20 protein-coding genes are annotated in these 22572 nt (G+C 68.5%); 8 read left to right on the top strand and 12 right to left on the bottom strand.

Features of this window, described 5'->3' with window-relative positions; genetic code table 11:
- The first annotated feature begins 114 nt into the window (after positions 1-114).
- The 4 genes from upp to C5B97_RS04100 all read left to right on the top strand — a co-directional run bounded on the left by upp (position 115) and on the right by C5B97_RS04100 (position 2749).
- Positions 115-750, top strand: coding sequence for a uracil phosphoribosyltransferase (gene upp / locus C5B97_RS04120; RefSeq protein ID WP_104310865.1), 636 nt, complete (start codon positions 115-117; stop codon positions 748-750).
- A 379-nt stretch (positions 751-1129) separates the two neighbouring features.
- Entirely contained in the window at positions 1130-1825 is a 696-nt protein-coding gene (locus tag C5B97_RS04110) for a winged helix-turn-helix domain-containing protein (protein ID WP_104310863.1), read from the top strand.
- Between the two features lie 143 nt (positions 1826-1968).
- Positions 1969-2433, top strand: a complete 465-nt coding sequence (locus tag C5B97_RS04105) for a MarR family winged helix-turn-helix transcriptional regulator (RefSeq protein WP_104310862.1) — start codon at positions 1969-1971, stop codon at positions 2431-2433.
- Positions 2417-2749, top strand: a complete 333-nt coding sequence (locus C5B97_RS04100) for a helix-turn-helix transcriptional regulator (protein ID WP_179555430.1) — start codon at positions 2417-2419, stop codon at positions 2747-2749. Before C5B97_RS04105 ends, C5B97_RS04100 begins: the two co-directional genes overlap by 17 nt.
- Before the next feature lie 153 nt (positions 2750-2902).
- On the opposite strand, the gene C5B97_RS04095 is transcribed toward C5B97_RS04100, so the two are convergent.
- Genes C5B97_RS04095 through C5B97_RS04080 form a run of 4 tightly spaced genes read right to left on the bottom strand, consistent with a single transcriptional unit; the run spans position 2903 to position 7171 of the window.
- Entirely contained in the window at positions 2903-4018 is a 1116-nt protein-coding gene (locus tag C5B97_RS04095) for a bifunctional 2-methylcitrate synthase/citrate synthase (RefSeq protein WP_104310860.1), read from the bottom strand.
- Positions 4015-4929 (bottom strand): methylisocitrate lyase, encoded by a 915-nt coding sequence (prpB, locus tag C5B97_RS04090; RefSeq protein ID WP_104310859.1) that lies wholly within the window; start codon positions 4927-4929, stop codon positions 4015-4017. The genes C5B97_RS04095 and prpB overlap by 4 nt, the downstream gene beginning before the upstream one ends.
- Positions 4929-6464: an MmgE/PrpD family protein gene (locus tag C5B97_RS04085; protein ID WP_104310858.1), complete on the bottom strand. Its 1536-nt coding sequence runs from the start codon at positions 6462-6464 to the stop codon at positions 4929-4931. The genes prpB and C5B97_RS04085 overlap by 1 nt, the downstream gene beginning before the upstream one ends.
- Positions 6461-7171 (bottom strand): GntR family transcriptional regulator, encoded by a 711-nt coding sequence (locus tag C5B97_RS04080; RefSeq protein WP_104310857.1) that lies wholly within the window; start codon positions 7169-7171, stop codon positions 6461-6463. The genes C5B97_RS04085 and C5B97_RS04080 overlap by 4 nt, the downstream gene beginning before the upstream one ends.
- Before the next feature lie 174 nt (positions 7172-7345).
- On the opposite strand from C5B97_RS04080, the gene C5B97_RS04075 reads away from it, so the two are divergent.
- Entirely contained in the window at positions 7346-8431 is a 1086-nt protein-coding gene (locus C5B97_RS04075; RefSeq protein WP_104310856.1) for an AI-2E family transporter, read from the top strand.
- 108 nt (positions 8432-8539) lie between these two features.
- Positions 8540-9754 carry an MFS transporter gene (locus C5B97_RS04070; protein ID WP_104310855.1) on the top strand — a complete coding sequence of 405 codons (1215 nt, stop codon included), beginning with the start codon at positions 8540-8542 and terminating at the stop codon, positions 9752-9754.
- Between the two features lie 96 nt (positions 9755-9850).
- Here C5B97_RS04070 and C5B97_RS04065 read toward each other — a convergent pair whose 3' ends face one another.
- Both C5B97_RS04065 and C5B97_RS04060 read right to left on the bottom strand, forming a co-directional pair.
- Positions 9851-10780: an AraC family transcriptional regulator gene (locus C5B97_RS04065; RefSeq protein WP_104310854.1), complete on the bottom strand. Its 930-nt coding sequence runs from the start codon at positions 10778-10780 to the stop codon at positions 9851-9853.
- A gap of 92 nt (positions 10781-10872) precedes the next feature.
- Positions 10873-11250 (bottom strand): ankyrin repeat domain-containing protein, encoded by a 378-nt coding sequence (locus tag C5B97_RS04060; protein WP_104310853.1) that lies wholly within the window; start codon positions 11248-11250, stop codon positions 10873-10875.
- A gap of 149 nt (positions 11251-11399) precedes the next feature.
- Here C5B97_RS04060 and C5B97_RS04055 point away from each other — a divergent pair, with 149 nt between their 5' ends.
- Together C5B97_RS04055 and C5B97_RS04050 are read left to right on the top strand one after the other, a co-directional pair.
- A complete protein-coding gene (locus C5B97_RS04055; protein ID WP_258067932.1) occupies positions 11400-11795 on the top strand; it encodes an META domain-containing protein in 396 nt (131 codons plus the stop codon).
- A gap of 144 nt (positions 11796-11939) precedes the next feature.
- On the top strand, positions 11940-12920 hold the full coding sequence (locus tag C5B97_RS04050) for a beta-ketoacyl-ACP synthase III (protein ID WP_104310969.1): 981 nt from the start codon (positions 11940-11942) through the stop codon (positions 12918-12920).
- A gap of 407 nt (positions 12921-13327) precedes the next feature.
- Here the strand turns inward: C5B97_RS04050 and C5B97_RS04045 are convergent, their stop codons facing one another.
- From C5B97_RS04045 to yicI, 6 genes are all read right to left on the bottom strand, one after another.
- A complete protein-coding gene (locus tag C5B97_RS04045; RefSeq protein WP_104310852.1) occupies positions 13328-14479 on the bottom strand; it encodes an ROK family protein in 1152 nt (383 codons plus the stop codon).
- A 128-nt stretch (positions 14480-14607) separates the two neighbouring features.
- Positions 14608-15762: a multiple monosaccharide ABC transporter permease gene (gene mmsB, locus C5B97_RS04040; RefSeq protein ID WP_104310968.1), complete on the bottom strand. Its 1155-nt coding sequence runs from the start codon at positions 15760-15762 to the stop codon at positions 14608-14610.
- A gap of 50 nt (positions 15763-15812) precedes the next feature.
- The gene (gene mmsA / locus C5B97_RS04035; protein ID WP_104310851.1) at positions 15813-17354 is read right to left on the bottom strand and encodes a multiple monosaccharide ABC transporter ATP-binding protein; all 1542 of its coding nucleotides are present in this window, start codon (positions 17352-17354) and stop codon (positions 15813-15815) included.
- Positions 17355-17491: 137 nt separating this feature from the next.
- Positions 17492-18613, bottom strand: a complete 1122-nt coding sequence (chvE, locus tag C5B97_RS04030) for a multiple monosaccharide ABC transporter substrate-binding protein (protein WP_104310850.1) — start codon at positions 18611-18613, stop codon at positions 17492-17494.
- Positions 18614-18802: 189 nt separating this feature from the next.
- Entirely contained in the window at positions 18803-20218 is a 1416-nt protein-coding gene (locus tag C5B97_RS04025; protein ID WP_104310849.1) for a GH1 family beta-glucosidase, read from the bottom strand.
- A complete protein-coding gene (gene yicI / locus C5B97_RS04020) occupies positions 20215-22563 on the bottom strand; it encodes an alpha-xylosidase (RefSeq protein ID WP_104310848.1) in 2349 nt (782 codons plus the stop codon). Before yicI ends, C5B97_RS04025 begins: the two co-directional genes overlap by 4 nt.
- Positions 22564-22572 lie beyond the last annotated feature (9 nt).

Genomic DNA, 22572 nt, shown 5'->3' with positions numbered 1-22572 from the left:
TCGTGCAGGCGCTCGTCGACGTGAAGTGACACGCCGCCCATCCTCCCACCGCCGGCGGCCGCCGGTCTGCGCGGATGTCACCGGGATGCCTCCGGCTTCGTTACTCTGTATTTCATGCGCCTGCACGTAGCCGACCACCCGCTCATCACCCACAAGCTCTCGGTGCTGCGGGACAAGAAGACCTCGTCGCAGCAGTTCCGCTCGCTTGTCGAGGAGTTGGTGACGCTGCTCAGCTACGAGGCGACCCGTGACGTGCGCACGGAGTCCTACGAACTGCAGACGCCCGTCGCGAAGACCACGGGGCTCCGCATGACCGATCCCGTCCCGCTGGTCGTGCCGATCATCCGCGCTGGCCTCGGCATGCTCGACGGCTTCCTCAAGCTCGTCCCGAACGTCGAGGTCGGCTTCCTCGGGATGCGTCGCAACGAGGAGACGCTGCAGCCGGAGACCTACGCGAAGCGACTTCCCGAGAATCTCGCGAACCGCCAGTGCTTCGCGCTCGACCCGATGCTCGCGACCGGCGGTTCACTTGTCGCCGCGATCGACTTCCTGTTCGACGCAGGCGCGGTCGACGTGACGGCGATCTGCATCGTCGCGTCGCCGGAGGGCATCGAGCGGATGCGCGAGGCGTTCGACGGCCGGAACGTCACCGTCGTCGTCGGAGCGCTCGACGAGGGCCTGAACGAGGACGGCTTCATCGTCCCGGGCCTCGGCGACGCTGGCGACCGCCTCTACGGTGTCGCGGAATAAACTTCGCGTCACCTGTTGACATGCGCGGTCACGAAGAAACATACTGGCCGCATGACGAACCCATCGCGCACCCTGACCGCCTTTTCGGCGACGGGAACCGCTGGCATGATGATGCCCAGCACCGCGATGTCCTGTCGAATGTGTCGCTGACTCCGAATTCTGCTCGTCGAGTCGCCGCATTCTTCGCCCCCTTCTCCGTGAAGCTCGCTCTCGAAGAAGGAACACTGCGCCCCTTGGGCCAGCGTGACCGCTCTGCTCTCTGCACCCGGTCGCATCCCGCCGAGGCTCCAGCCCCTCGGCATCGTTCGCGAACCGTCGCGAACCAGCCCCGCCGACACGCGGGCGCTTCGAGCATCATCACCTCCAAGGACTTCATCCAATGTCTCTCGCAACCGACTTCCGCCGCCCCCGCACCCTGAATGCCGTGACCCAGATCCCAGAAACCCCCCGCCCCGCCTATGTCCAGGCGGTCCCCGCCGCGCCTGAAGCGCGCGGTTTCGTTCTCTACGTCGGCCTCGACGAGGCCAAGGCCACCCTCGACGGAACGACGCTCACCGAGCTCGTCGAAGCGCTCAAGCGCGTCACGGCCGAGGTCGCGCCGCACGCTGAGACGCACGCCGCCGTGGCGCTCGCCCCCAAGGGCGCGGGCGGTCGCGACGTCGAAGTCGTCCGCCTCGCGCTCCAGGACCCGCAGGCGCTCGCCGCGCGCGGTGTCGAGGAGGACCACCAGCCGGACCCGGCCGAGGGTGTCACGATCGACACGACCCGCAAGCGCGTGAGCGTCTCAGGCGAGAACGCCGGCCTCACCTACAAGGAATTCGAGCTCCTCCAGGCGCTCGTGCTTCGCGAGGGCCGTACCGTCGACCGCACGGAGATCATCGACATCCTCTGGCGCGACAGCGACGAGGAACGACCAAACGAGCGCACCATCGACGTGCACGTCCGACGCCTCCGCTCGAAGCTCGGCGCGTATGGCGACATCGTGCGCACGGTGCGCGGAACCGGGTACCGCTTCGACCGCCACGCCGACGTCGATGTCCTGTACCCGAACGCGCAGTCACCCGACCGTCTCTGAGCGCACGCCGAACCGGTCGCTACTCCGCATCGGAACACCCGGATACGGGCAGTCCTGCCCCATCGTCGCGCCGGATTCCGCCGAGCAATGTACTGGCCAGTACACTCGACGGAAGCTGCCGAGACGAAGAAGCAGGAGGCCCGATGCCGACGACAAGCAACCCGGTAGAGGCTTGGGAATCGCTGTTTCGTGCGCAGGTCTCCATCATGCGTGAGCTGCGTGGCGAGTTCGCGAGCAATTCGATGTCGATGAACGAGTACGACGTGCTCTTCAACGTCGTCCGCGAACCGCAGGGGCGCATCCGCCTGCGAGACCTGAACCGCAACGTGCTCATCACACAGTCGTCCGTGTCGAGGCTCGTCGACCGGCTTGTGCAGCGCGGCCTCCTCGTCAAGATCGACGACCGCCTCGACCTGCGCTCCACGCTCATCGAGATCACCCCGGATGGCCGCGCCGAGTTCACACGCGCGGCGCGCACCCACATGCGCAACATCCAGGACCGCATGACGAGCGCGCTCGATCCCGACGAGCTGCGCACGCTTCAGTACCTGTGCACCAAGCTGCGCCTCGGGCAGGTGGGCGGGCGTGGTCGTGACTCCGACTCCTGACTTCGCGTGGCCCGGTGACGCATCCGCGGCTCCGCTCGACGCTGCGGGCGCCAACGCGCTGGCTCACGGACTCCAGGTCCTCGCCGACCCGACGAGGCTGCGCATCCTCTCGCTCGTCGCGGCGAACCCCGACCGGCCGACGACGGTGACCGAGCTGGTCGCCGCCCTCGGATGCGCGCAGTCGACCGCCTCGCACCACCTGCGGATCCTCGTCGACGGCGGGTACCTCAGCTATGAGCGCAGCGGCACGTGGGGGCTGTACCGTCTCGAGGCGCCGAGGCTCCTCGAGACGTCGGCCAGCATCCGTCCGCGCTGAGCGGTGCCGCACGCGCGGCTCCCCCAGCCAATGCCTCCTCGACGCTCGGGATGGAAAGATGACTTCGTTGTGGGAAGTTCCCCAGCACGAAGCGACATTCCCATCCCGAATCGTCGAGCGAGGCCCGGGCGAGCCCGCGGGTCAATCCGCGGGTCAGCCGTCGAGGTGGCGCTCGTCGACGCCGTTGTAGACCGCGAGTGGGCGGATGAGCGAGTTGGCCGCCGCCTGCTCCATGATGTGAGCCGTCCAGCCCGTGATGCGCGCCGCCGCGAAGAGCGGCGTGAAGGTCTGGGTGTCGAACCCCATGAGGTGGTAGACGGGGCCAGCCGGGTAGTCGAGGTTGGGCTTGATGCCCTTCCGCTCGCCGAAGCTCTTCTCGAGGGCCTCGGCCAGCTCGAGCAGGTCGCGTCGGTCGTAGTGCTCGACCAGCCGCTCGAGCGCCGCGTGCATGGTGGGCACGCGTGAGTCGCCGTTCTTGTAGACGCGGTGCCCGAAGCCCATGATCTTCTTCTTGCTCGCGAGCGCGTCGTCGAGCCACGCCTCGACGTTGGCGGCCTCGCCGATCTCGTCGAACGTGTGCATGACGGCCTCGTTCGCGCCGCCATGCAGTGCACCCTTGAGCGCGCCGACGGCGCCGACGACCGCCGAGTAGAGGTCGGCCGTCGTGGAGGTGATCACGCGGGCGGTGAAGGTGGAGGCGTTGAACGAGTGCTCGGCGTACAGCACCATCGAGACGCGGAAGGCGTCGACGACCTCGGGGGCGGCCTCCTCACCGAACGTCATCCAGAGGAAGTTCTGCGAGTAGTCGAGATCATCGCGCGGTTCGACGAGCTCCAGCCCGTGCCTGCGCCGCTGGTCGTACGCGACGATCGCGGGCAGCGCGGCGAACAGCGCCTTCGCCTTCGCGAGCTCCGCATCCGCCGACGGGTCCTCCGCATCCGGGTCGTTGGCGCCGATGATGCTGACGGCCGTTCGCACCACGTCCATGGGATGCGCCGACGTCGGCAGCGCGTCGATCACGGCACGCACGTTGTCCGCGAGCGCACGACCCGCCCGCTCCTGCGCCACGAACTCGGCGAGCTCGGCCTCGCTCGGCAGCTCGCCGCCCCACAGCAGCAGGGCGACCTCCTCGAAGCTCTTCTGCGCCGCGAGCTCCTGCACCGGGTAGCCGCGGTAGAGCAGGGAGTTCGTCTCCGGATTGACCTTCGAGATGGCGCTGTAGTCGACGGGCACCCCTGCGAGGCCCTTGTAGATCTCCTGCTCAGTCATCGTTGACCTGGCCTTTCCTGAACGCTGAAATTGAATACTCCGCTGTCGAAGTGGTTATACCCCTCGTAGTCGACAAGGTCATACAGCTCCGAGCGGTGCTGCATGTCGTCGAGCTTGCCGGTGAGGGTCCCGTTGCTGATGAGCTCGTCGAGCGCGCCCGCCGTCGCGCCCATGGAGATGCGCAGGGTCGAGACGGGCCAGATGACGAGGTTCATGCCGACGTCGGCGAGCTGCTGCACCGTGAAGAGCTCGCTCTTGCCGAACTCGGTCATGTTGGCGAGCAGCGGCACGTCCACCGCGGCGCGCATGGCTTCGAACTCCTCGAGCGAGGCCATGGCCTCGGGGAAGATGGCGTCGGCGCCCGCATCGACGAGCTTCTTGGCTCGGTCGATGGAGGCGTCGAGCCCCTCGACGGCCCGGATGTCGGTGCGTGCCATGACGAGGAAGTTGTCGTCGCGCCGCGCATCCACCGCCGCTCTGATGCGCTTGAGCGCGGTCTCCTCGTCGACCACCTGCTTGCCGTCGAGGTGTCCGCATCTCTTCGGGTTGACCTGGTCTTCGATGTGCATGCCGGCGAGCCCCGCATCCTCGAGCTCCTGCACGGTGCGCGCGACGTTCATGGGCTCGCCGAAGCCCGTGTCGGCGTCGATGATGGCGGGCAGCTCCGTCATGCGGGCGATCTGCTTGCCGCGACCGGCCACCTCGGTGAGCGTCGTGAGGCCGATGTCGGGCAGCCCGAGGTCGGCGGAGAGCACGGCGCCCGAGATGTAGACGCCCTCGAAGCCCTTCTGCTCGATGAGGCGGGCCGAGAGCGGGTTGAAGGCGCCGGGGAAGCGAAGCAGATCGCCGCTCGCGAGGCTCGCGCGGAACGCGGCACGCTTGTCGGCGGGGCTGGTCTTGGCGTACAGCATCAGAAGATCCCCCCACCCTCGGTGTACTCGATCGTGCCGGGCAGGGCGACGAAGCCGAGCTGGCCGAGCTCCCCGGGTGCCAGCTCCGGGAGGCGCTGCGCGGTGTCGAGGAACCGCTCGATCTCGCCCTCGTCGACGACTCCGGTCGCGAGGGTGCGGAACTTGTCGACGTACTCGGCCCGCGCGAACGGCCTCGCGCCGAGCGGGTGCGCGTCGGCGACCGCGATCTCGTCGCGGATGACGGTGCCGTCGGTGAGCGTGATCTCGACGCTGCCGCCGAACGCCTTCTCGGCGATGTCGAGCGAGTGGTAGCGGCGGGTCCACTCCGGGTCCTCCTCGGTCACGACGCGCTTCCACAGCTCGACCGTGTCCGGCCTCCCCGCGCGCTCGGGCGCGTAGGAGCCGACGTGGTGCCAGGCGCCGTCCTGCAGCGCGACCGTGAAGATGTACGGGATGGAGTGGTCGAGCGTCTCCCGGCTGGCCATCGGGTCGTACTTCTGCGGGTCGTTCGCGCCGGAGCCGATCACGAAGTGCGTGTGGTGGGAGGAGCGGATGAGGATGCGCTCGATCCGGTCGGGAGCCGTCGCGAGCTGCGGGTGCTCGTTGTGGAGCTTGCGGGCGAGGTCGATCCAGGCCTGCGCCTGGTACTCGGCCGAGTGCTCCTTCGTGTAGCTGTCGAGGATCGCGGTCTTCGACTCCCCCGCGGCGGGGAGCGGCACCTGGTAGCGCGCATCCACGCCGCCGAGGAGCCAGGCGATGACCCCGTCTTCGCCCTCGTAGATGGGGGTCGGGCTGGTCTGGCCCCGCATCGCGCGGTCGACGGCCTCGACGGCCATCTTCCCGGCGAAGGCCGGCGCGTGCGCCTTCCACGTCGAGATCTCGCCCTTGCGCGACTGCCTCGTCGCCGTGGTCGTGTGGAGCGCCTGCCCGACGGCCTGGAAGATCGTCTCCGTGTCGAGGCCGAGGAGCGTGCCGATGCCGGCCGCGGCCGACGGGCCGAGGTGAGCGACGTGGTCGATCTTGTGCTCGTGGAGGCAGATGCCCTTGGCGAGGTCGATCTGGATCTCGTAGCCCGTCGCGATGCCGCGCACGAGCTGCTCGCCGGAGATCGCCCGCTGGCCCGCGAGGTGCTGGGCGACGGCGAGGATCGGCGGGATGTTGTCACCCGGATGCGAGTACTCGGCGGCGAGGAACGTGTCGTGGTAGTCGAGCTCGCGCACGGCGACGCCGTTCGCCCAGGCCGCCCACTCCGGGGACGTGCGCTGCGCATCCTCGAGCCCGAAGAGCGTCGAACCGGCGCCGTGCCGCGAGACGCCGTGCGCGAGCGCCTGGTCACGGGCCGCGACGATCGGGGCGCGCGTGAGGGAGGCTGCTGCGACGGCGGCGTTGTCGATGACCCGGTTGATGACCATGTCGGTCACGTCTGCCTGGACGGTGACGGGGTCGGCCGCGACTTCGGCGATCTTCCACGCCAGCTGGTCGTGGCGCTCGAGGTTCTCGTCGCTGCGGTGGACTCGGACGTCGTGGAGGTTCACGTGGAGAGGATCCCTTCGGAAGGAGATGGCTGAGACAGGGTCGGGTGCGGCGCGGTCGGCGGCGGACCATGCGCCTGCAGTGAGGCGAGGGCGGTCGTGAGGCTGCGATGCAGGTGGAAGTGGGTCGCGTGCGACGCGAGGCGCGGATCCCTCGCGAGGATCGCGTCGACGACGCCGAGATGCTCGCTCGCCGCTTCCCGGAGTCGTTCCGGATTATGGCTTGAGAGCCTGCGTACTCGTGATGAGTGGAGGCGGCACGACTCGAGCGCCACGCTCAGGTACTCGCTGGCGGCCGCCTCGTCGATGGCGCGGTCGAGGGCATCCACCAACTCGAAGTACTCGATGACACCTGCGTCACCGAGCTCGAGCAGCTGCGGCGCACCGAGCAGCCGGGTGCGGATGGCCTCGAACTGCGTTGCTTCACGGCGCATGGCCGCGAGCGCCGCTGCCTGCGTCTCGAGCGCTTCTCGGAGCTCGTAGAGCTGCACGACCCGCTCGGTGCTGATCTCGGAGACGACGAGGACCCTGGGCGACTGACTGCGGACCAAGCCGTCGGCGAGAAGCCGAGTGAAGGCGCCGCGGACCGGCGTGCGGGAGACATCGAGGCGACGTCCCTGCTCCACCTCGGTCAGGACGGTGCCGGGTGGGAGCGCGCCCGCGAGGATCTCCTCGCGGAGCACCGCGTAGACCCGATCACTGGCGCGCATGGAACCTCCTCGGTCGAACACCCCTCAATGTATGCATTAGGTGGCTTTCGGGCAAGCACCTCCCAGGCATTGCCAGCTTGTGCATACATAACCGTGCGCCCCGAACGTGCCCTAGCCTTGGCGAGCAGACGCCCTCCCTGGTGAGCGCATCCCCTTGCTGCCGAGGAGGCACCGATGTCCGACCCAACCCGACCGGCACTGTCCAAGACGTCCGCCGACCTGTTCCGCAGGAACCCCGTCATGTGGGGCTTCTGGGTCGCCATCGGACTGCTGCTCGCGGCGCTCCTCGCGACCACCGTCATGCAGCTGTCCTCCGTGCTCGTGTCGATCTTCGTGGCGTTCTTCATCACGCTCGGCCTCGACCCACTGGTGCGCTGGCTGCAGCGAAAGGGGCTGAAGCGCGGGATGGCGATCGTCGTCGTCATCCTGGCCTTCACCGCGATCGTCGTCGGCCTCGTCTGGGTCGTCGTGCCCATCCTCGTCTCGCAGATCACGCAGCTCGCGACGACCGTGCCGCAGGAGATCGACCGCCTCATCGCGGAGGGTTGGTTCGACGACGTCAACAAGGCGACCAACGGCGCCGCCCAGAACGCCCTCGACTGGGCTCAGGACACGCTCGTCGACCCCAATACCTGGGCCACCGTCGGCGGCGGCGCGCTGCAAGTCGGAACGACCATCGTCAACGGGGTCTCGAGCGGCATCTTCATCTTCATCCTCGTCATCAACTTCGTCGCGACGCTCGGGAAGATGAAGCAGGCCGGCTACTCGCTCATCGACGCGTCGGTGCGACCGCGCTTCGAGGACTACGCCGAGCGCATCATGGCGTCCGTCGGCTCCTACCTGAGCGGCATGGTCGTGCTCGCGTTCATCAACTCCGTGTTCAGCGGCCTGCTGCTGTGGGCGGTCGGCGCCCCGTACCCCTTCATCGTCGCCGTCGTCGTGTTCTTCATCACGCTCATCCCGCTCATCGGAACGATCATCACGACCGTCGTCATGACGATCATCGCGCTCTTCGCGTCGCCGATCTCGGCGCTGATCGTGCTCATCTCGATGCTCGTCTACATGCAGGTCGAGGCGTACATCCTCACGCCGCGCGTCATGTCGAAGGCCGTGCAGATCCCCGGCTCCGTGGTGCTCATCGCGGCCCTCGCGGGCGGCACGCTGCTCGGCCTGCTCGGCGCGCTCGTCGCCATCCCGATCTCCGCAGGCATCATCCTGCTCATCCGCGAGGTCGTCATCCCCCGCAAGGCACGCAACTGACCTGCGCGCGCTTTCCAGTTCCTGCGCCACTCGGGATGCGGGACGTTCGGTTACCTCCCGCGGACGCACGATCAACCACGAGACGCCGTCTTCGGCGAGGGTGAGGGCATGACCACCGGAACCATCCCCATCGTCCCCGCGACGCAGGCGCCACGGACGCAGATTCCCGCGAAGACGGCGTGGGCCGCCATCGCGGCCATGATGGCGACGAGCTTCGTGCTCGTCCTCGCCGAGTTCCTGCCACCGAGCCTGCTGCCCTCGATGGCCGCGTCGCTCGGCATCACCGAGGGGCAGGCGGGTCAGACCGTCACGGTGACCGCGTTCGTCGGGTTCCTCACCGCCCCGACCATCGGCATCCTCGTCCCTCGCCTCGACCGCCGCACCCTCCTCGTGATCCTCGCCGGGGCCGCGGCGCTCTCGAGCGCGATCGTGGCCGTCGCGCCCGGCTTCGTGCTGCTGCTCGTCGCGCGCCTCCTCCTCGGCGCCGCGCTCGGCGCCTTCTGGGCCATGTCGATCGCGATCGCCGCGAGCCTCTCGCAGCCCAGGCACCTGGGGCGCGCCATCATGCTCGTCAACACGGGGACGACGGTCGCGACCGTCGCCGGCGTGCCGCTCGGCAGCTACCTCGGGACGATCATGGACTGGCGCCTCATCTTCGCGAGCGTCGCCATCGTGACCGTGGCGGTCGCCATCGCCCTGCGCGTCGCGCTGCCCCACGTGCCGCCGACCGCGTCGAGCGGCGGCCTGCGCTCGCTGGTCGACACCCTGCGCGTCCCGGGCATCCGCGTCGGCCTGACGGGGCACATCCTCACCGTCCTCGGGCACTTCGTCGCGTTCACGTACATCCGCCTCGCCATCGACCGCGTCCCAGGACTCGACAGCGTCGGCGTGGCCGCGCTGCTCGTCGCGTTCGGGGTCGGAGGCGTCGCAGGCAACTTCCTCGTCGGCCTCCTCGTCGACCGGCACCTCGCGGTGCTCCGCTTCGCCGTGCCGCTGCTCATCGGCATCTCCATCGGCGTCGTCGCGCTCGCGCCCGGCGAAGTGTGGCTCGTCGCGGTGGCCGTCACCACGTGGGGCATCGGGTTCGGCGGCTGGCTGACGACGCTCGGCACCTGGATGGGCCGGCTCGTGCCCGACCGCATGGAGTCGGGCGGTGGGCTCTCCGTCGCAGGGTTCCAGCTCGCCATCACCCTTGGCGCCGGAGTCGGTGGGCTCCTCATCGACCTGATCGGCGTCACGCCCGCGCTCGTCGTCGCCTCGGCGTCCGCGGTCGTCGGCGGCCTGATCTTCGGCAGCGCGCGGTTCCCGGGCCGCGCCGACTGAGGTCGCTCCGGATGCTGGCGTCGGCTGCGCGAGGGTGCCGCGGGCGCCAGCATCCACCCGCGCGGGGTCCAGGCCACGCCTTGGAGCGGATGCCCGCTACGCGCTCGCGCGCCCCCGCTGGACTGCCCCCGACCGCGCCTCGACCCGCCAGCGACCCGGAGTCGACCCGGTGTGGCGCTGGAACGCGCGGCTGAAGCCAGCCTGCGACTCATAGCCCAGCCCGCTCGCGACCGCGCCGATCGTCAGCTCGCTCCGCAGCAGCAGCCCCTTCGCCGTCTCCATGCGCACACGCGTGAGGTACCCGATCGGCGTCTCCCCGACCGCCTCCTGGAACCGCAGGGCGAACGCCGAACGCGACATCCTCGCGACCCTCCCGAGATCGTCGAGCGTCCACGGGCGGCCCGGCTCTTGGTGGAGCGCCTCGAGCGCGGCCGCGATGCGCGGCTCGGTGACGTCACGCAGCCAGCCCGCCGGCGCGCATCCCGCCTCGTTCCAGGCCCGAAGCGCCGTCGACACGATGGTCGTCGCGATGCGGCTGCAGATGACGGCGTCGCCCGCGCGAGGGTGCCCGGTCACGCCCCCTCGCCGACCGGACTCGCTGTCACGGCCCCAGGCGCACGCCATGCCATCGATGAGGGCCACCATCGACGGCTCCTGCCGCGCGAAGTCGCGCACGACCAACGCGGCGGGCAGCGTCTCGGCCGCAGCGTGCGCGAGCGGGGCCGCCTCGAAACCCACGTCGATGAACTCGACGTCACCCGTCGCCAGCACCGACATCGAATGCGCGCGCGGGAAGAACACGAGCTCCCCCGCCGCGAGGTCCTCGCTCGGCGCGCCCTGCACCGTGAGGCGCGCGACACCGTCGAAGACGTAGACGAATCCCGGCCCATCGTGGCGTCGCGCGAACGGCTCGCCGGACGTGAGCTGGTGCCGGTGCGAGCCGACGAGCGTCCATTCGAGCGACGCGAGGGCCCGATCGAGGGCATCGCTCGGGGGTGCGTGCGGCGTCAGAGTGGTCACGTTCATTCGAACGCCCGGGGGCAAGCGCTTGTTCCGCGGCTCACCGAACGCGACGACACAGTCCGGCCGGTCAGGTTTCGCCCACCGCCCTGGGGTGATCAGGCCAGCAGGTGCGCCTGTCCGAACATGTCCGCGGTCGCGCGCGCGGACGGCGTCCCCGCGTCGAGGTCGGCACCCGCATCCCGAAGCAGCCGCACGATCTCATCCTCGCCCTTGAAGAGAGCACCAGCGATCGGCGACTGGTCGCGCGCATTGCGCAGGTCGACGTCGGCCCCGCGACCGATGAGCGCCTCGACCGTGCCCGCGTGACCGCTGTACGCGGCGAGCATCAGCGCGGTGTTGCCGGCCGCATCCTGCAGATCGACGGGCATGCCCTGGTCGATGAGCTCCAGCAGCGTCTGGCTGTCCCCGCGGCGAGCGCACCCCATCGCGAGCTCCTTGAGGGCCACCACTTGTTCTGGGGTCAGTTCGGGCATGCCGACAGGGTATCCGCTCGCTCGTGTGACCCTGGGAGGGCGGTTCCTCCGCGGTGAGCCGCGCGGCCTGCGCGCCCGAGGAGTGCGTCCGCTCCGCCACACGGTGCCCGCGAGGGGCCCTCCGATCGTCCGCGCCCAGTCGCTACGATGTGGCCATCCCCCTGAGCATCGGAGCCCTCGTGAAGACCATCGGCGTCAGCATCGCAGTCGCGGCAGCGGCTCTCCTGCTCCTCACCGGATGCGCGGCTCCCGCCGCATCCGCAGCCGGCACCTGGGGCACCCCGAACTCGAGCGGGCAGGGCGAGCCGGGCCTCAACCTCGCCGACGACGGCAAGGTCACGGGCAACGACGGCTGCAACCGACTCATGGGCGAGTGGACGGAGACCGACGGCACGGTCGAGTTCGGGGCGCTCGCCTCGACGATGATGTTCTGCGAGGGCGTCGACACCTGGCTGCTCGGTGCGAGCACCGCCGAGGTCGACGGCGACTCGCTCGTGGTCTTCAACGAGGCCGGTGACCAGATCGGGACACTGCCGCGCGGTTGACGCGCGGACGCGCTGCCGGGCTGCCAAGCTGCCGCGTTCTGGCCCGCCGCCTGCCGCTCCGGCGCGCAATCCGGTGAGCCCCCACGCTCCGAACACCACCCACAGAGACGAACACTGACCGGAGGGTAGGATTCTGCGTTGATCATGCTTTCCTTCTCCCAGCCTCAGCCAGTGCACTCGCGCATCGTCGGAGTCGGCTACGAGTCGCCAGAGCGCGTCGTCACCAACGACGAGCTGTCGCTGACTCTCGACACCAGCGACGAGTGGATCACCTCGCGTGTCGGCATCCGCGAGCGACGCCTGGCCGCAGAGGGGCAGAGCGTCACCGACCTCGCGGCAGCCGCCGGCGTCAAGGCGCTGCTCTCGGCGGACGTGCATGGCACCGACATCGACATGGTCATCGTCGCCACGATGACGGCCATGGACCGCTCGCCGTCGACGGCCGCCCAGGTGGCGACGCGCATCGGCGCCACGCACCCCGTCGCGTTCGACCTCAACGCCGCGTGCGCCGGCTTCTCGCAGGCCCTCGCCGTCGCCGACCAGGCGATCCAAGCGGGCTCCGCGAGCCGTGCCCTCATCATCGGTGCAGAGCGCATGAGCGACTTCATGGACTGGACCGACCGCACCACCGCCATCCTCATGGCCGACGGCGCAGGCGCCGTCGTCCTCGAGCGCAGCGAGACGCCCGGCATCGCACCCGTCGCCTGGGGTTCGCAGCCCGAGCTGGGCAACCTGGTGCGCATCCAGCAGCCCTCCGGCCGCTTCGAGCAGGAAGGCCGCAGCGTCTTCCGCTGGGCCATCACGCAGGCGCAGCACGTCGCGATCGACGCCCTCGCGAAAGGCGGCGTGCGAGCGGACGAGCTCGTCGCGTTCGTCCCGCACCAGGCGAACCTGCGCATCATCGACGCGCTCGGCAAGCAGCTCGGCCTCGCCGACGAGGTCGTCGCGCGCGACGTCGTCTACTCGGGCAACACCTCAGCCGCATCCATCCCCATCGCCCTCGCCAAGCAGGTCGAAGCGGGCGTCGCCGAGCCAGGTGGGCCGGCCCTGCTCCTCGGATTCGGCGGCGGCTTCTGCTACTCCGGCCAGGTCATCGCGTTCCCCGAGGTCCGCAACCCCGCCTAGTCGGGAGTGTCGGCCGGGTTTTCGGCATCCAGTCCCGGCGGTCCGCCGCCCTCGGGATGGGAACCTCACTTCGTTGGGGGAAGTTTCCCGCAATAAAGCGAGAAACCCATCCCGAGAAGCGGGCGAGGCGCCGTGGCCAAGCGCACAGCCGCACCGGGGCGGACGCCGCCAATGCCGTCTGCGGATGGGTTGCGCGCTTCCGGATGGCGTGCACGCCATCCGCATGCGTGCATGCCATCCCGAGTCGCAGGGCACGATGACGGGACCTGCCCCGAGAGCCCGATCACGCAATCTCGGGAAGGGAATCTCACTTCGTTGGGGGAAATTTCCCGCAATAGAGCGAGAAACCCATCCCGAGAAGCGGGCGAGGCGCCGTGGCCAAGCGCGCGGCGCAGAGCCGCGCCGCGTCAGCGGTGCAGGTGGGCGCGTTCGATGAGCGCCTGGAACTGCAGTTCCGCGGCGCCGATGAAGAGCAGGTCGCTGCCGAGCCCGGCGCGCACCACTTCGACTTCGCCGTAGTTCGGGGCGAGGGTGTGCTCGGCGAGGATCTCGAGGAAGTAGTCGCGTTCGAGGTCGAGGAGCACGCCGAGGAACCCGCCGAGGACGACGCGTTCGGGGTTGAGGATGTTGATCATGTTGCGCACGCCGACGCTGAGGACGCCGAGCTGCCGGTGCGTCTCGAGCTTCACGGCGGGGTCGATGCTCTGCTGGAGCATGCGCTCGAGCTCGTCGTCGCTCGCGCTCTTCGTGCCGAGCGCGGCCAGGAGTCGGCGCCTGCTGACGACGCGTTCGAGTTCGTCATCGCCTGAGTTGCCGAGCGCCGCGGGGGTCGCGACGAGGTTGTGGCCGAACTCGCCCGCGTACCCGGCGACACCGTGCAGGAGTCGGTCGTCGGCGATGATGCCGCCGCCGATGCCGCTCGCGCCGCCGTTCATGTAGAGCATGTTGCTGATGCCGCGGCCCGCGCCGAAGATGTGCTCGGCGACGGCGCCGAGGTTGGCGTCGTTCGCGGCGAGGACGGGGAGGCCCGTGGCTTGCTGCATCTGCTCGGCGAGTGGCACGTCGCGCCACTCGAAGTGCGGCACCCAGCGCACGAAGCCGTCAGATGCGCGGACGAGGCCGGGCACGGCGACGCCGATGCCGACGCATTCGTAGAGGGTGTCGAGGCTCTCGCTGAGGCCCTCGACAAGCGCCTTGACGATGGCGACGGCCTCTTTGGCGGTCGGCGGCTTCTCGGTCTCGAAGCGGATGCGCTTCAGCAGCTCGCCGCGGAAGCTCACGACGCCGACGTTGAGCGCATCCACTTCTGGGACGACGGCGACGGCGACGATCTTGTCGCACAGGTTGACGATGGGGCTGGGCCGTCCGACGAGGTTCGTGGCGACCGGTTCCTGCTCCTCGACGATGCGCCGATCCGCGAGCTCTGCGACGAGCGCGGCGATGGTGGAGCGGTTGAGGCCTGTCTCGCGGGTCAGCTCGGCTCGGGAGGCCTGGCCGCCGCGGTGGAGGCGCTCGAGGATGAGGGAGAGGTTCGACGACGCGACGCGATCGGTGGGCATGCGCGTCCTCTTCTCTCGCTCGTCGTCGTGGTGATGCTGGTCTTCTGCTGTCCTGGTTCGTGCACGTCGGCGCTCGGCCGAGCCGCTCCGCCGCCAGCGCCGGGTGGGCGCGGGCGGCGGAGCACTGATCAGCTGCGTCCGCCCCGGCGCTTGCCGAGGACGTCGATGGCGACTGCGAGCAGCAGCACGAGGCCCTTGATGACCGACTGCCACGCCGAGTCGACGGAGAGGATCGAGAGTCCCATGTTGAGGACACCCATGATCATCGCGCCGATGACTGCGCCGATAACCGTACCAACTCCACCGGTCACGGCCGCGCCGCCGATGAAGGCAGCGGCGATGGCGTCGAGCTCGTACGTGTTTCCGGCGGAGGCGACGGCGCCTCCTGCGCGGGCGGTCGTGACGATGCCGGCGAGGGCAGCGAGCACACCCATGTTGACGAAGATGAGGAAGTTGACGCGCTCGGTGCGCACACCGCTCATCTTGGCCGCGAAGAGGTTGCCACCCATGGCGTAGACGTTCCGGCCGAAGACGGTGCGCTGGAGGATGAACGTGTAGAGCATGATCAGCACGGCCAGGATGATCAGGATGATCGGCAGGCCCTTGTGTGCGGAGAGGAGCCACGCGAAGGCGAGGACGGCGACCGCGACGATCGCGAGCTTCGCGATGAGGGCGGCCCCCGGCTCGACGGGGAGGTCGAGCTTCTTGCGGCGGGCGCGGGTGCGCAGCTGGCTTCCGATGACGGCTGCGACGACGACGAGCGCGATGAGCATGGTGACGACGTCGTGTCCGCCGAGCATGGTGCCCATGGACTGGGGCAGCGAGCCCTTGCCGATGGCGACGAACTCGTCGGGGAGGGCGTTGATGGTGCCGCCGGTGAGGAGCACGAGCGTGAGGCCTCGGAAGAGGAGCATGCCGGCGAGCGTCACGATGAACGCGGGTATGCCCACGTAGGCGATCCAGAATCCCTGCCAGACGCCGATCACCGCCCCGGCTGCGAGGCCGATGAGCACGGCCGCGAACCACGGCAGGCCCCATTGGGTGATGGCGATGGCCGTGATGGCGCCGACGACGGCGACCACCGATCCCACTGACAGGTCGATGTGGCCGGCGATGATGACGATGATCATGCCGACCGCGAGGATCAGCACGTACGCGTTCTGCTGGATGAGGTTGTTGATGTTGGCGGGGAGCAGCAGCTTTCCGCCGGTGAGGATCTGGAACAGGATGATGATGACGGCGAGTGCGCCGAGGATCCCGTATTGGCGGACGTCGACGGACATCCTGACTTTGCGGGTGCCTGCTTCGCTCGCGGCCTCGGTGTTCGTGGTGGTCACGACTCGTCCTTTCCAGCGGTCATGTACTGCATGAGGAGTTCCTGGGTTGCGTTCTCCTTGGTGACTTCGCCGGTGAGGCGGCCTTCGGAGATCGTGTAGATGCGGTCGGCGAGACCGAGCAGCTCGGGGAGCTCGGAGGAGATGACGACGACGGCTCTGCCCTGTTCGACGAGCTTGTTGATGAGTCCGTAGATCTCGTACTTGGCGCCGACGTCGATGCCGCGCGTGGGTTCGTCGAGGAACAGCACGTCCGGGTCGGTCTGCAGCCATTTGCTGAGCACGACCTTCTGCTGGTTTCCTCCGGAGAGCTTGCCCGTGAGCGTCGCGACGCTTGCCGTCTTGATGTTCATGGACTTGCGGTAGCCCTCGGCGACGCCGTTCTCCTTGATGCCGTCGACGACGCCCCAGCGGGCGACCTTCTTGGCGGCGGCGGCGGAGATGTTCGCCTGGATGTCGCCGATGAGGTTGAGGCCGAGGTGCTTGCGGTCCTCCGTGGTGTAGGCGAGGCCGTTCTTGATGGACTCGTCGATCGTCTTCGTCGAGATCAGCTGGCCCGACTTGTACACCTCACCGGAGATGTTGGTGCCGTAGCTGCGGCCGAAGATGCTCATCGCGAGCTCCGTGCGGCCCGCACCCATGAGGCCCGCGAAGCCGATGATCTCGCCGGCGCGCACGTGGAAGGAGATGTCGTCGACCACCTTGCGGCTCGGGTCGGCGGGGTGGTGCACGGTCCAGTTCTCGACGCGCAGCTTCTCCTCCCCGATGACCGCGTCGCGGGGCGGGAACATGGAGCTGAGCTCTCGGCCGACCATGGCGCGGATGATCCGCCCCTCGGTCGCGTCCTCTTCGCTCATGTCGATGGAGTCGATGGTGGCTCCGTCGCGGATGATCGTGACGCGGTCTGCGATGCGTCGGATCTCCTTGAGCTTGTGGGAGATGATGATCGAGGTGATGCCCTGCTCGCGCAGCTGCTCGATGAGGCCGAGCAGGTGGGCGGAGTCTTCGTCGTTGAGGGCGGCGGTTGGCTCGTCGAGGATGAGGAGCTTCACGTCCTTGGAGAGCGCCTTGGCGATCTCCACGAGCTGCTGCTTGCCGACGCCGATCTCGCGGATCACGGTGGCGGGGTTCTCGTTGAGGCCGACCCGCTTCAGCAGCTCTGCCGCGCGGCGGTTGGTCTCGTCCCAGTCGATGATGCCGAAGCGCTGCACCTCGTTGCCGAGGAAGATGTTCTCCGCGATCGACAGGTAGGGGCTGAGGGCGAGCTCCTGGTGGATGATGACGATGCCGTCGTGCTCGCTGTCGTTGATGTTCTTGTACCGCACCTCGCGGCCATCGAACTCGATGGTCCCCTCGAAGGTGCCGTGGGGGTAGACGCCGCTCAGGACCTTCATGAGCGTCGACTTGCCAGCGCCGTTCTCGCCGCAGATGCCGTGCACCTCGCCGCGCTGGACTTCGATGTTGACGCCCGAGAGGGCCCGCACACCGCTGAATTCCTTCACGATGTTCGACATCTTCAGGATCTTGTCGTCTTGCACCATTGCTCCGTCTCGCTTTCCGAGCTGCAACGCTCGGTGTTGCTCTGCGCGTTCAGGCGCGAGCTGTCACGGAAGCGCGCTCGGGCTGGTGTGGGGGCACAGCCAGCCCGAGCGCGTTCCGTGTGTGTGTCGGTGACTCGTTAGAGTCCGACGTCCGATGCCTTGAGGAAGCCGCTGTCGATGAGCTTCTCCTGCACGCTGTCCTTCGTGACGACCTCGGGGTCGAGGAGGTACGAGGGGACGACCTTGACGCCGTTGTCGTAGCTCTCGGTGTCGTTGACGTCGACCTCGGTGCCGGCCTTGAGGGACTCGATCATGGCGAAGACCTGGTCGCCGAGGAGGCGGGTGTCCTTCCAGACCGTCATGGACTGCTTGTCGGCGAGGATGTTCACGACGGACGCCTTGTCAGCGTCCTGGCCCGTGAGGATCGGCCACTCGGAGCCCGGCGTGTAGCCGGCGGAGACGAGCGCCTCCGAGATGCCCTGGGCGAGGCTGTCGTTCGGCGAGAGGACGACGTCGACCTTCTTGTCGCTGTAGTTCGAGGCGAGACGGTTCTCCATCTCGTCCTGAGCGCCAGCGCTCTCCCAGCCCTGGATGCCGACGGAGGCCCAGTCGTCGTTCGATGCGGGTGCCTTGCCCGAGGCGACCTCGAGCTTGCCCTCGTCGATGTACGGCTTGAGGACATCCCATGCGCCGGAGAAGAAGAACTTGGCGTTGTTGTCGTCGGGGCTGCCGGCGAAGGGCTCGAGGTAGAACGGGCCCGGCTGGTTCTCGAGGTCGAGCGTGTCGACGATGTACTCGCCCTGCAGCTTGCCGACCGCGTAGTTGTCGAACGTCGCGTAGTAGTCGACGTTCTCGGTGTCGTTGATGAGGCGGTCGTAGGCGATGATCGTGACGCCTTCGTCAGCCGCGTCCTGCAGCACCGGTGCGAGCACCGAGCCGTCGATGGCGGCGACGACGAGCACGTTGACTCCGGACGCGATCTGGTTCTGGATCTGCGAGATCTGCGTGTCCGGGTCGTTCTCGGCGTACTGGAGGTCGGTGGTGAAGCCGGCCTCGTCGAGCTTGCTCTGGAGCTGCGCGCCGTCGTTGATCCAACGCTCGAGCTCGCGGGTCGGCATCGAGATGCCGACGCTCTCGACCTCGACTGCTGCTCCTGCTTCGCCGGTTGCTGCTGGGTCTGCTGGCGCGTCGCAGGCGGTGAGGCCGAGTGCGAGGCCTCCAACGACTGCGAGACCGAGCAACTTCTTCGTTGCTGACATGAAGGTCATTTCCTCTCTGAAATGTCTTGCCCTAAGTTGTCGCGCCAAACATATACCTACTTGGGCTTGCGCGCGACCTCTTCGGAGAGATTCGTGACCGAACTGCGACGTACGGCCACCTTGTATTCGGGGCCTAGCCTGCCGTCCTGCGGATGCTGCCTGTCAAACGCCTTGGTTGTCTCCTCCAACTTATTCGCGGCCTACCCCCGAAATTTGCCGGTTGCGGATGAGATCAGACAGCCACAGGCCGCTGTTCTTCACGGTGCGCCGCTGCGTCTCGTAGTCGATGTGGACCACGCCGAATCGCTTCGAGTACCCGTACCCCCACTCGAAGTTGTCCATGAGCGACCAGACGAGGTACCCGCGGAGGTCGACGCCGCGATCCATGGCGCGACGCGCGGCGGCGAAGTGACGCCGCAGGTAGTCGATGCGCTCCGGGTCGTCGACGACCTGCCGATCTCCGTCGACCGTCACGACGTCGGCGAAGGCTGCGCCGTTCTCCGTGATCATGAGGGTCAGGTCCGGGAACTGCTCGGAGAGCGAGACGAGCAGCTCCTCGAGCCCGTCCGGCGCGATGTTCCAGCCCATGTCCGTGTACGGGCCGGCCTGCGGCAGGAAGTCGATGTCCGGGCTTCCTGGCCACGGGGATCCGCCCATATCCTTGTGGCCGTCGTTCTTGACCCGCTCGCTCACGCCGTCCCAGGTGCGCACGGTGACGGTGGAGTAGTAGTTCACGCCGAGGAAGTCGAGCGGCTGGTGGATGCGCTCGAGGTCCCCCGGCTCGACGAACGACCAGTCCGAGACCGAGGCCGTGTCCCGCAGGAAGTCCTCGTCGTATCTCCCTAGGAGCATGGGAGACGTGAACGCGCGGTTGGCGAGCGCATCCACGCGTCGCTTCGCGTCGGGGTCATCCCCTCGCGTCACGTGGAAGTTCAGGGTCGCCGAGACGTCGGGGGCGTTGCTGGCTGCGCCACGGATGGCCGACACCGCGAGCCCGTGGGCCAGGTTGAGATGGTGGACCGCCGCGAGCGCGTCAGCGCCGTCGGTCCGGCCAGGCGCGTGAGCGCCAGATCCGTAGCCGAGGTAGGCGGAGCACCAGGGTTCGTTGAGGGTCGTCCACGTGTGCACCCGGTCGCCGAGGTGCGCCGCGGCCACGTGGGCGTACTCCTCGAAGCGGAACGCCGTCTCCCGGTTCGCCCAGCCGCCGGCGTCCTCGAGCTCCTGGGGCAGATCCCAGTGGTACAGCGTCGCGATGGGTCTGATGCCCCGCTCGAGGAGCCCATCGACGAGGCGGTCGTAGAACGCGAGGCCTCGCGGCTCGACCCGCCCTGATCCGCCCGGCTGCACGCGCGGCCAGGAGATCGAGAAGCGGTAGGCCTCGAGACCCAGCTCCGCCATGAGTTCCAGGTCGGCCTCGACGCGGTGGTAGTGGTCGGCCGCGACGTCGCCCGTGTCGCCGTTCCAGGTCTTGCCAGGCGTGTGGCTGAAGGTGTCCCAGATCGACGGGCCACGCCCATCCTCACGAGCAGCGCCCTCGATCTGGAATGCCGCGGTGGCCGCCCCGATGAGGAACCCGGGAGGGAAGTCCGCACCAGCGCGGCTCATCGTTCGATCCGAGCCGCTGCGCCGTCGGCATCCACCCGGGTGTCCCCGAGCTGCAGCGACCAGGTGCTCGTGGTCGGTCCGGTCGCACTGACCGAGTCGTCGTCCCAGCTCACGACGAACTCAGCGCTCGCCCCATCCGGTGTCGTCACGGTCGTCACCGCGGATCCAGCGCCCGCCCCCGGGTACGCGGAGATGACGACGCCGTCGAGGTAGTCGTGGTCTGGGCGGTCGAAACGCTCATGCCGCGCGATCACCGCACCCTCGCGCACGTACAGCGGGAGGCTGTCGAAGCCGTGCCGTTCGCGCCGCCACGTGCCTCCCTGCACGGTCGTGCCGTCGAGCAGGGACGTCCAGCGGCCGGCGGGAAGGTAGAACTCGACGTCCTCATCGGCCGAGAAGACCGGGGCGACGAGGAGGTGCTCGCCGAGCAGGTACTGCCGGTCGAGGTACCGGCAGCTCGGGTCGTCGGGGAACGCGAGCACCATGGGCCGGAGCATCGGGATGCCGCGCTCGTGCGCCTCCAGGCCCGCCGCGTAGAGGTAGGGCATGAGCTGCAGCTTCAGCCGGCTGAACTTCCGCAGCACCGAGACGGCGCTCTGCGGATCGGACTCGTCGAGCCCCTCGGCCTCGTCGAACACCCACGGCACGCGGTACGAGCTCGAACCGTGGAGCCGCGAGTGGCTCGACAGCAGGCCGAACGCGACCCAGCGCTTGAAGACGCCGGCGTCAGGCGTGCCCTCGAAGCCGCCGATGTCGTGGCTCCAGAAGCCGAATCCACTGAGCGCGAGCGAGAGGCCGCCGCGCAGCGTCTCCGCCATCGACACGTAGCTCGACGTGGAGTCCCCACCCCAGTGCACCGGGAGGCGCTGACCGCCCACCGTCGCCGAGCGCGCGAACAGCACCGCGTCGCCCTCCCCCTTGGCACCCTCGAGCACTTCGAACACCGCCTCGTTGTACCGCTGCGTGTAGAAGTTGTGCATGCCGACGGGGTCGGAGCCATCCGCGTAGACGACGTCGACGGGGATGCGCTCGCCGAAGTCGGTCTTGAAGCAGTCGACGCCCTGGTCGATGAGCGCGCGGAGCTTGCCCTGGTACCAGGCGGTGGCCTCCGCGTTCGTGAAGTCCACCAGTGCCATTCCTGCCTGCCACTTGTCCCATTGCCAGACGTCGCCGTTGGGTTTGCGCACCAGGTAGCCGAGCTCTTTCGCCTCCGCGAACAGGTGCGAGCGCTGTCCGATGTACGGGTTGATCCACACGCTCACGCGCAGGTCCTTCGCGTGGAGCCTCGCGAGCATCCGCTCTGGCTCCGGGAACGTGCGCGCATCCCACGTGAAGTCGGACCAGTTGAACTCGCGCATCCAGAAGCAGTCGAAGTGGAACACGCTCAGCGGCAGCTCCCGCTCCGCCATCGCGTCGATGAACTCGGTGACCGTCGTCTCCTCGTAGTCGGTCGTGAAGCTCGTCGACAGCCAGAGCCCGTAGGACCACGCTGGCACCTTCGCGGGGCGTCCCGTCAGCTGCGTGTAGCGATCGAGCACCGCCTCTGGCGAGCCCCCGCCGATGACGTAGTACGTGAGGCGCTCGCCCGGCACCGAGAACTGCACCCGCTCGACCGCCTCGGACCCCACCTCGAAGCTGACGTGGCCCGCGTTGTCGACGAGCACCCCGTAACCCCGGTCGCTGAGGTAGAAGGGGACGTTCTTGTAGGCCTGCTCGCTCGACGTGCCCCCGTCGGCGTTCCAGACCTCGACGTTCTGGCCGTTCTTGACGAGTGGCCCGAAGCGCTCGCCGAGCCCGTAGATGAGCTCGCCCACCTCGAGCGACAGCTGCTCGTGCACATAGTGCTCAGCGAGCGGCAGCGCCATGCCGGACCGCGGCGACCCGACGACTCCTGCGTCGACCTGCGCATCCGCCTGCAGGCCCGCGTACCCGACTGAGCGGTGCCCGCTGCTCGTGAGCACACGCCCATCCGATTCGAACGAGAGCGACCACGGCTCACCGCGAGCAGCCCGCAGCGTCAGGCTGCCGCTCGTGAGCGTGCCCTCCGTCTCGCCCACGCTGACTTCCGCGTGACCGCTCGTCGCACCCGGCAGCGAGAAGCCCAGCGGGGGCTTGCCGCCCTGGTGGTGCTCGATGGTGACGCCGATCACGTCGGGGAGCGGCGAGTGGATGGAGACGGTGAGGATCGGCCTGTTGAGGGTGTCGCCGCGCGAGCCGATGACCTTCGTGGGGGCCGTGATCTGCAGGCCCTGCCCGTCGGACGACTGCTCGAGGTCGTAGACCTCCTGTGCGTAGAGGACCTCGACGCCTGGTCGGATCTGCCAGAACCCGTCGGTGAATTTCATGGTTGCCTT

This window comes from Pseudoclavibacter sp. RFBB5, from assembly GCF_002931555.1.
Taxonomy (GTDB): domain Bacteria; phylum Actinomycetota; class Actinomycetes; order Actinomycetales; family Microbacteriaceae; genus Pseudoclavibacter.
This window is presented reverse-complemented; position numbering and strand designations above follow the sequence as displayed.

Bases quoted from the DNA above. Each gene is read 5' to 3' on its own strand.
- chvE (WP_104310850.1), bottom strand. From the start codon at position 18,613: ATGTCAGCAACGAAGAAGTTGCTCGGTCTCGCAGTCGTTGGAGGCCTC.
- C5B97_RS04050 (WP_104310969.1), top strand. From the start codon at position 11,940: ATGCTTTCCTTCTCCCAGCCTCAGCCAGTGCACTCGCGCATCGTCGGA.
- C5B97_RS04095 (WP_104310860.1), bottom strand. From the start codon at position 4,018: ATGACTGAGCAGGAGATCTACAAGGGCCTCGCAGGGGTGCCCGTCGAC.
- prpB (WP_104310859.1), bottom strand. From the start codon at position 4,929: ATGCTGTACGCCAAGACCAGCCCCGCCGACAAGCGTGCCGCGTTCCGC.
- C5B97_RS04080 (WP_104310857.1), bottom strand. From the start codon at position 7,171: ATGCGCGCCAGTGATCGGGTCTACGCGGTGCTCCGCGAGGAGATCCTC.
- C5B97_RS04065 (WP_104310854.1), bottom strand. From the start codon at position 10,780: ATGAACGTGACCACTCTGACGCCGCACGCACCCCCGAGCGATGCCCTC.
- C5B97_RS04025 (WP_104310849.1), bottom strand. From the start codon at position 20,218: ATGAGCCGCGCTGGTGCGGACTTCCCTCCCGGGTTCCTCATCGGGGCG.
- yicI (WP_104310848.1), bottom strand. From the start codon at position 22,563: ATGAAATTCACCGACGGGTTCTGGCAGATCCGACCAGGCGTCGAGGTC.
- C5B97_RS04045 (WP_104310852.1), bottom strand. From the start codon at position 14,479: ATGCCCACCGATCGCGTCGCGTCGTCGAACCTCTCCCTCATCCTCGAG.
- mmsA (WP_104310851.1), bottom strand. From the start codon at position 17,354: ATGGTGCAAGACGACAAGATCCTGAAGATGTCGAACATCGTGAAGGAA.
- C5B97_RS04070 (WP_104310855.1), top strand. From the start codon at position 8,540: ATGACCACCGGAACCATCCCCATCGTCCCCGCGACGCAGGCGCCACGG.
- mmsB (WP_104310968.1), bottom strand. From the start codon at position 15,762: ATGTCCGTCGACGTCCGCCAATACGGGATCCTCGGCGCACTCGCCGTC.
- C5B97_RS04105 (WP_104310862.1), top strand. From the start codon at position 1,969: ATGCCGACGACAAGCAACCCGGTAGAGGCTTGGGAATCGCTGTTTCGT.
- upp (WP_104310865.1), top strand. From the start codon at position 115: ATGCGCCTGCACGTAGCCGACCACCCGCTCATCACCCACAAGCTCTCG.
- C5B97_RS04075 (WP_104310856.1), top strand. From the start codon at position 7,346: ATGTCCGACCCAACCCGACCGGCACTGTCCAAGACGTCCGCCGACCTG.
- C5B97_RS04060 (WP_104310853.1), bottom strand. From the start codon at position 11,250: ATGCCCGAACTGACCCCAGAACAAGTGGTGGCCCTCAAGGAGCTCGCG.
- C5B97_RS04110 (WP_104310863.1), top strand. From the start codon at position 1,130: ATGTCTCTCGCAACCGACTTCCGCCGCCCCCGCACCCTGAATGCCGTG.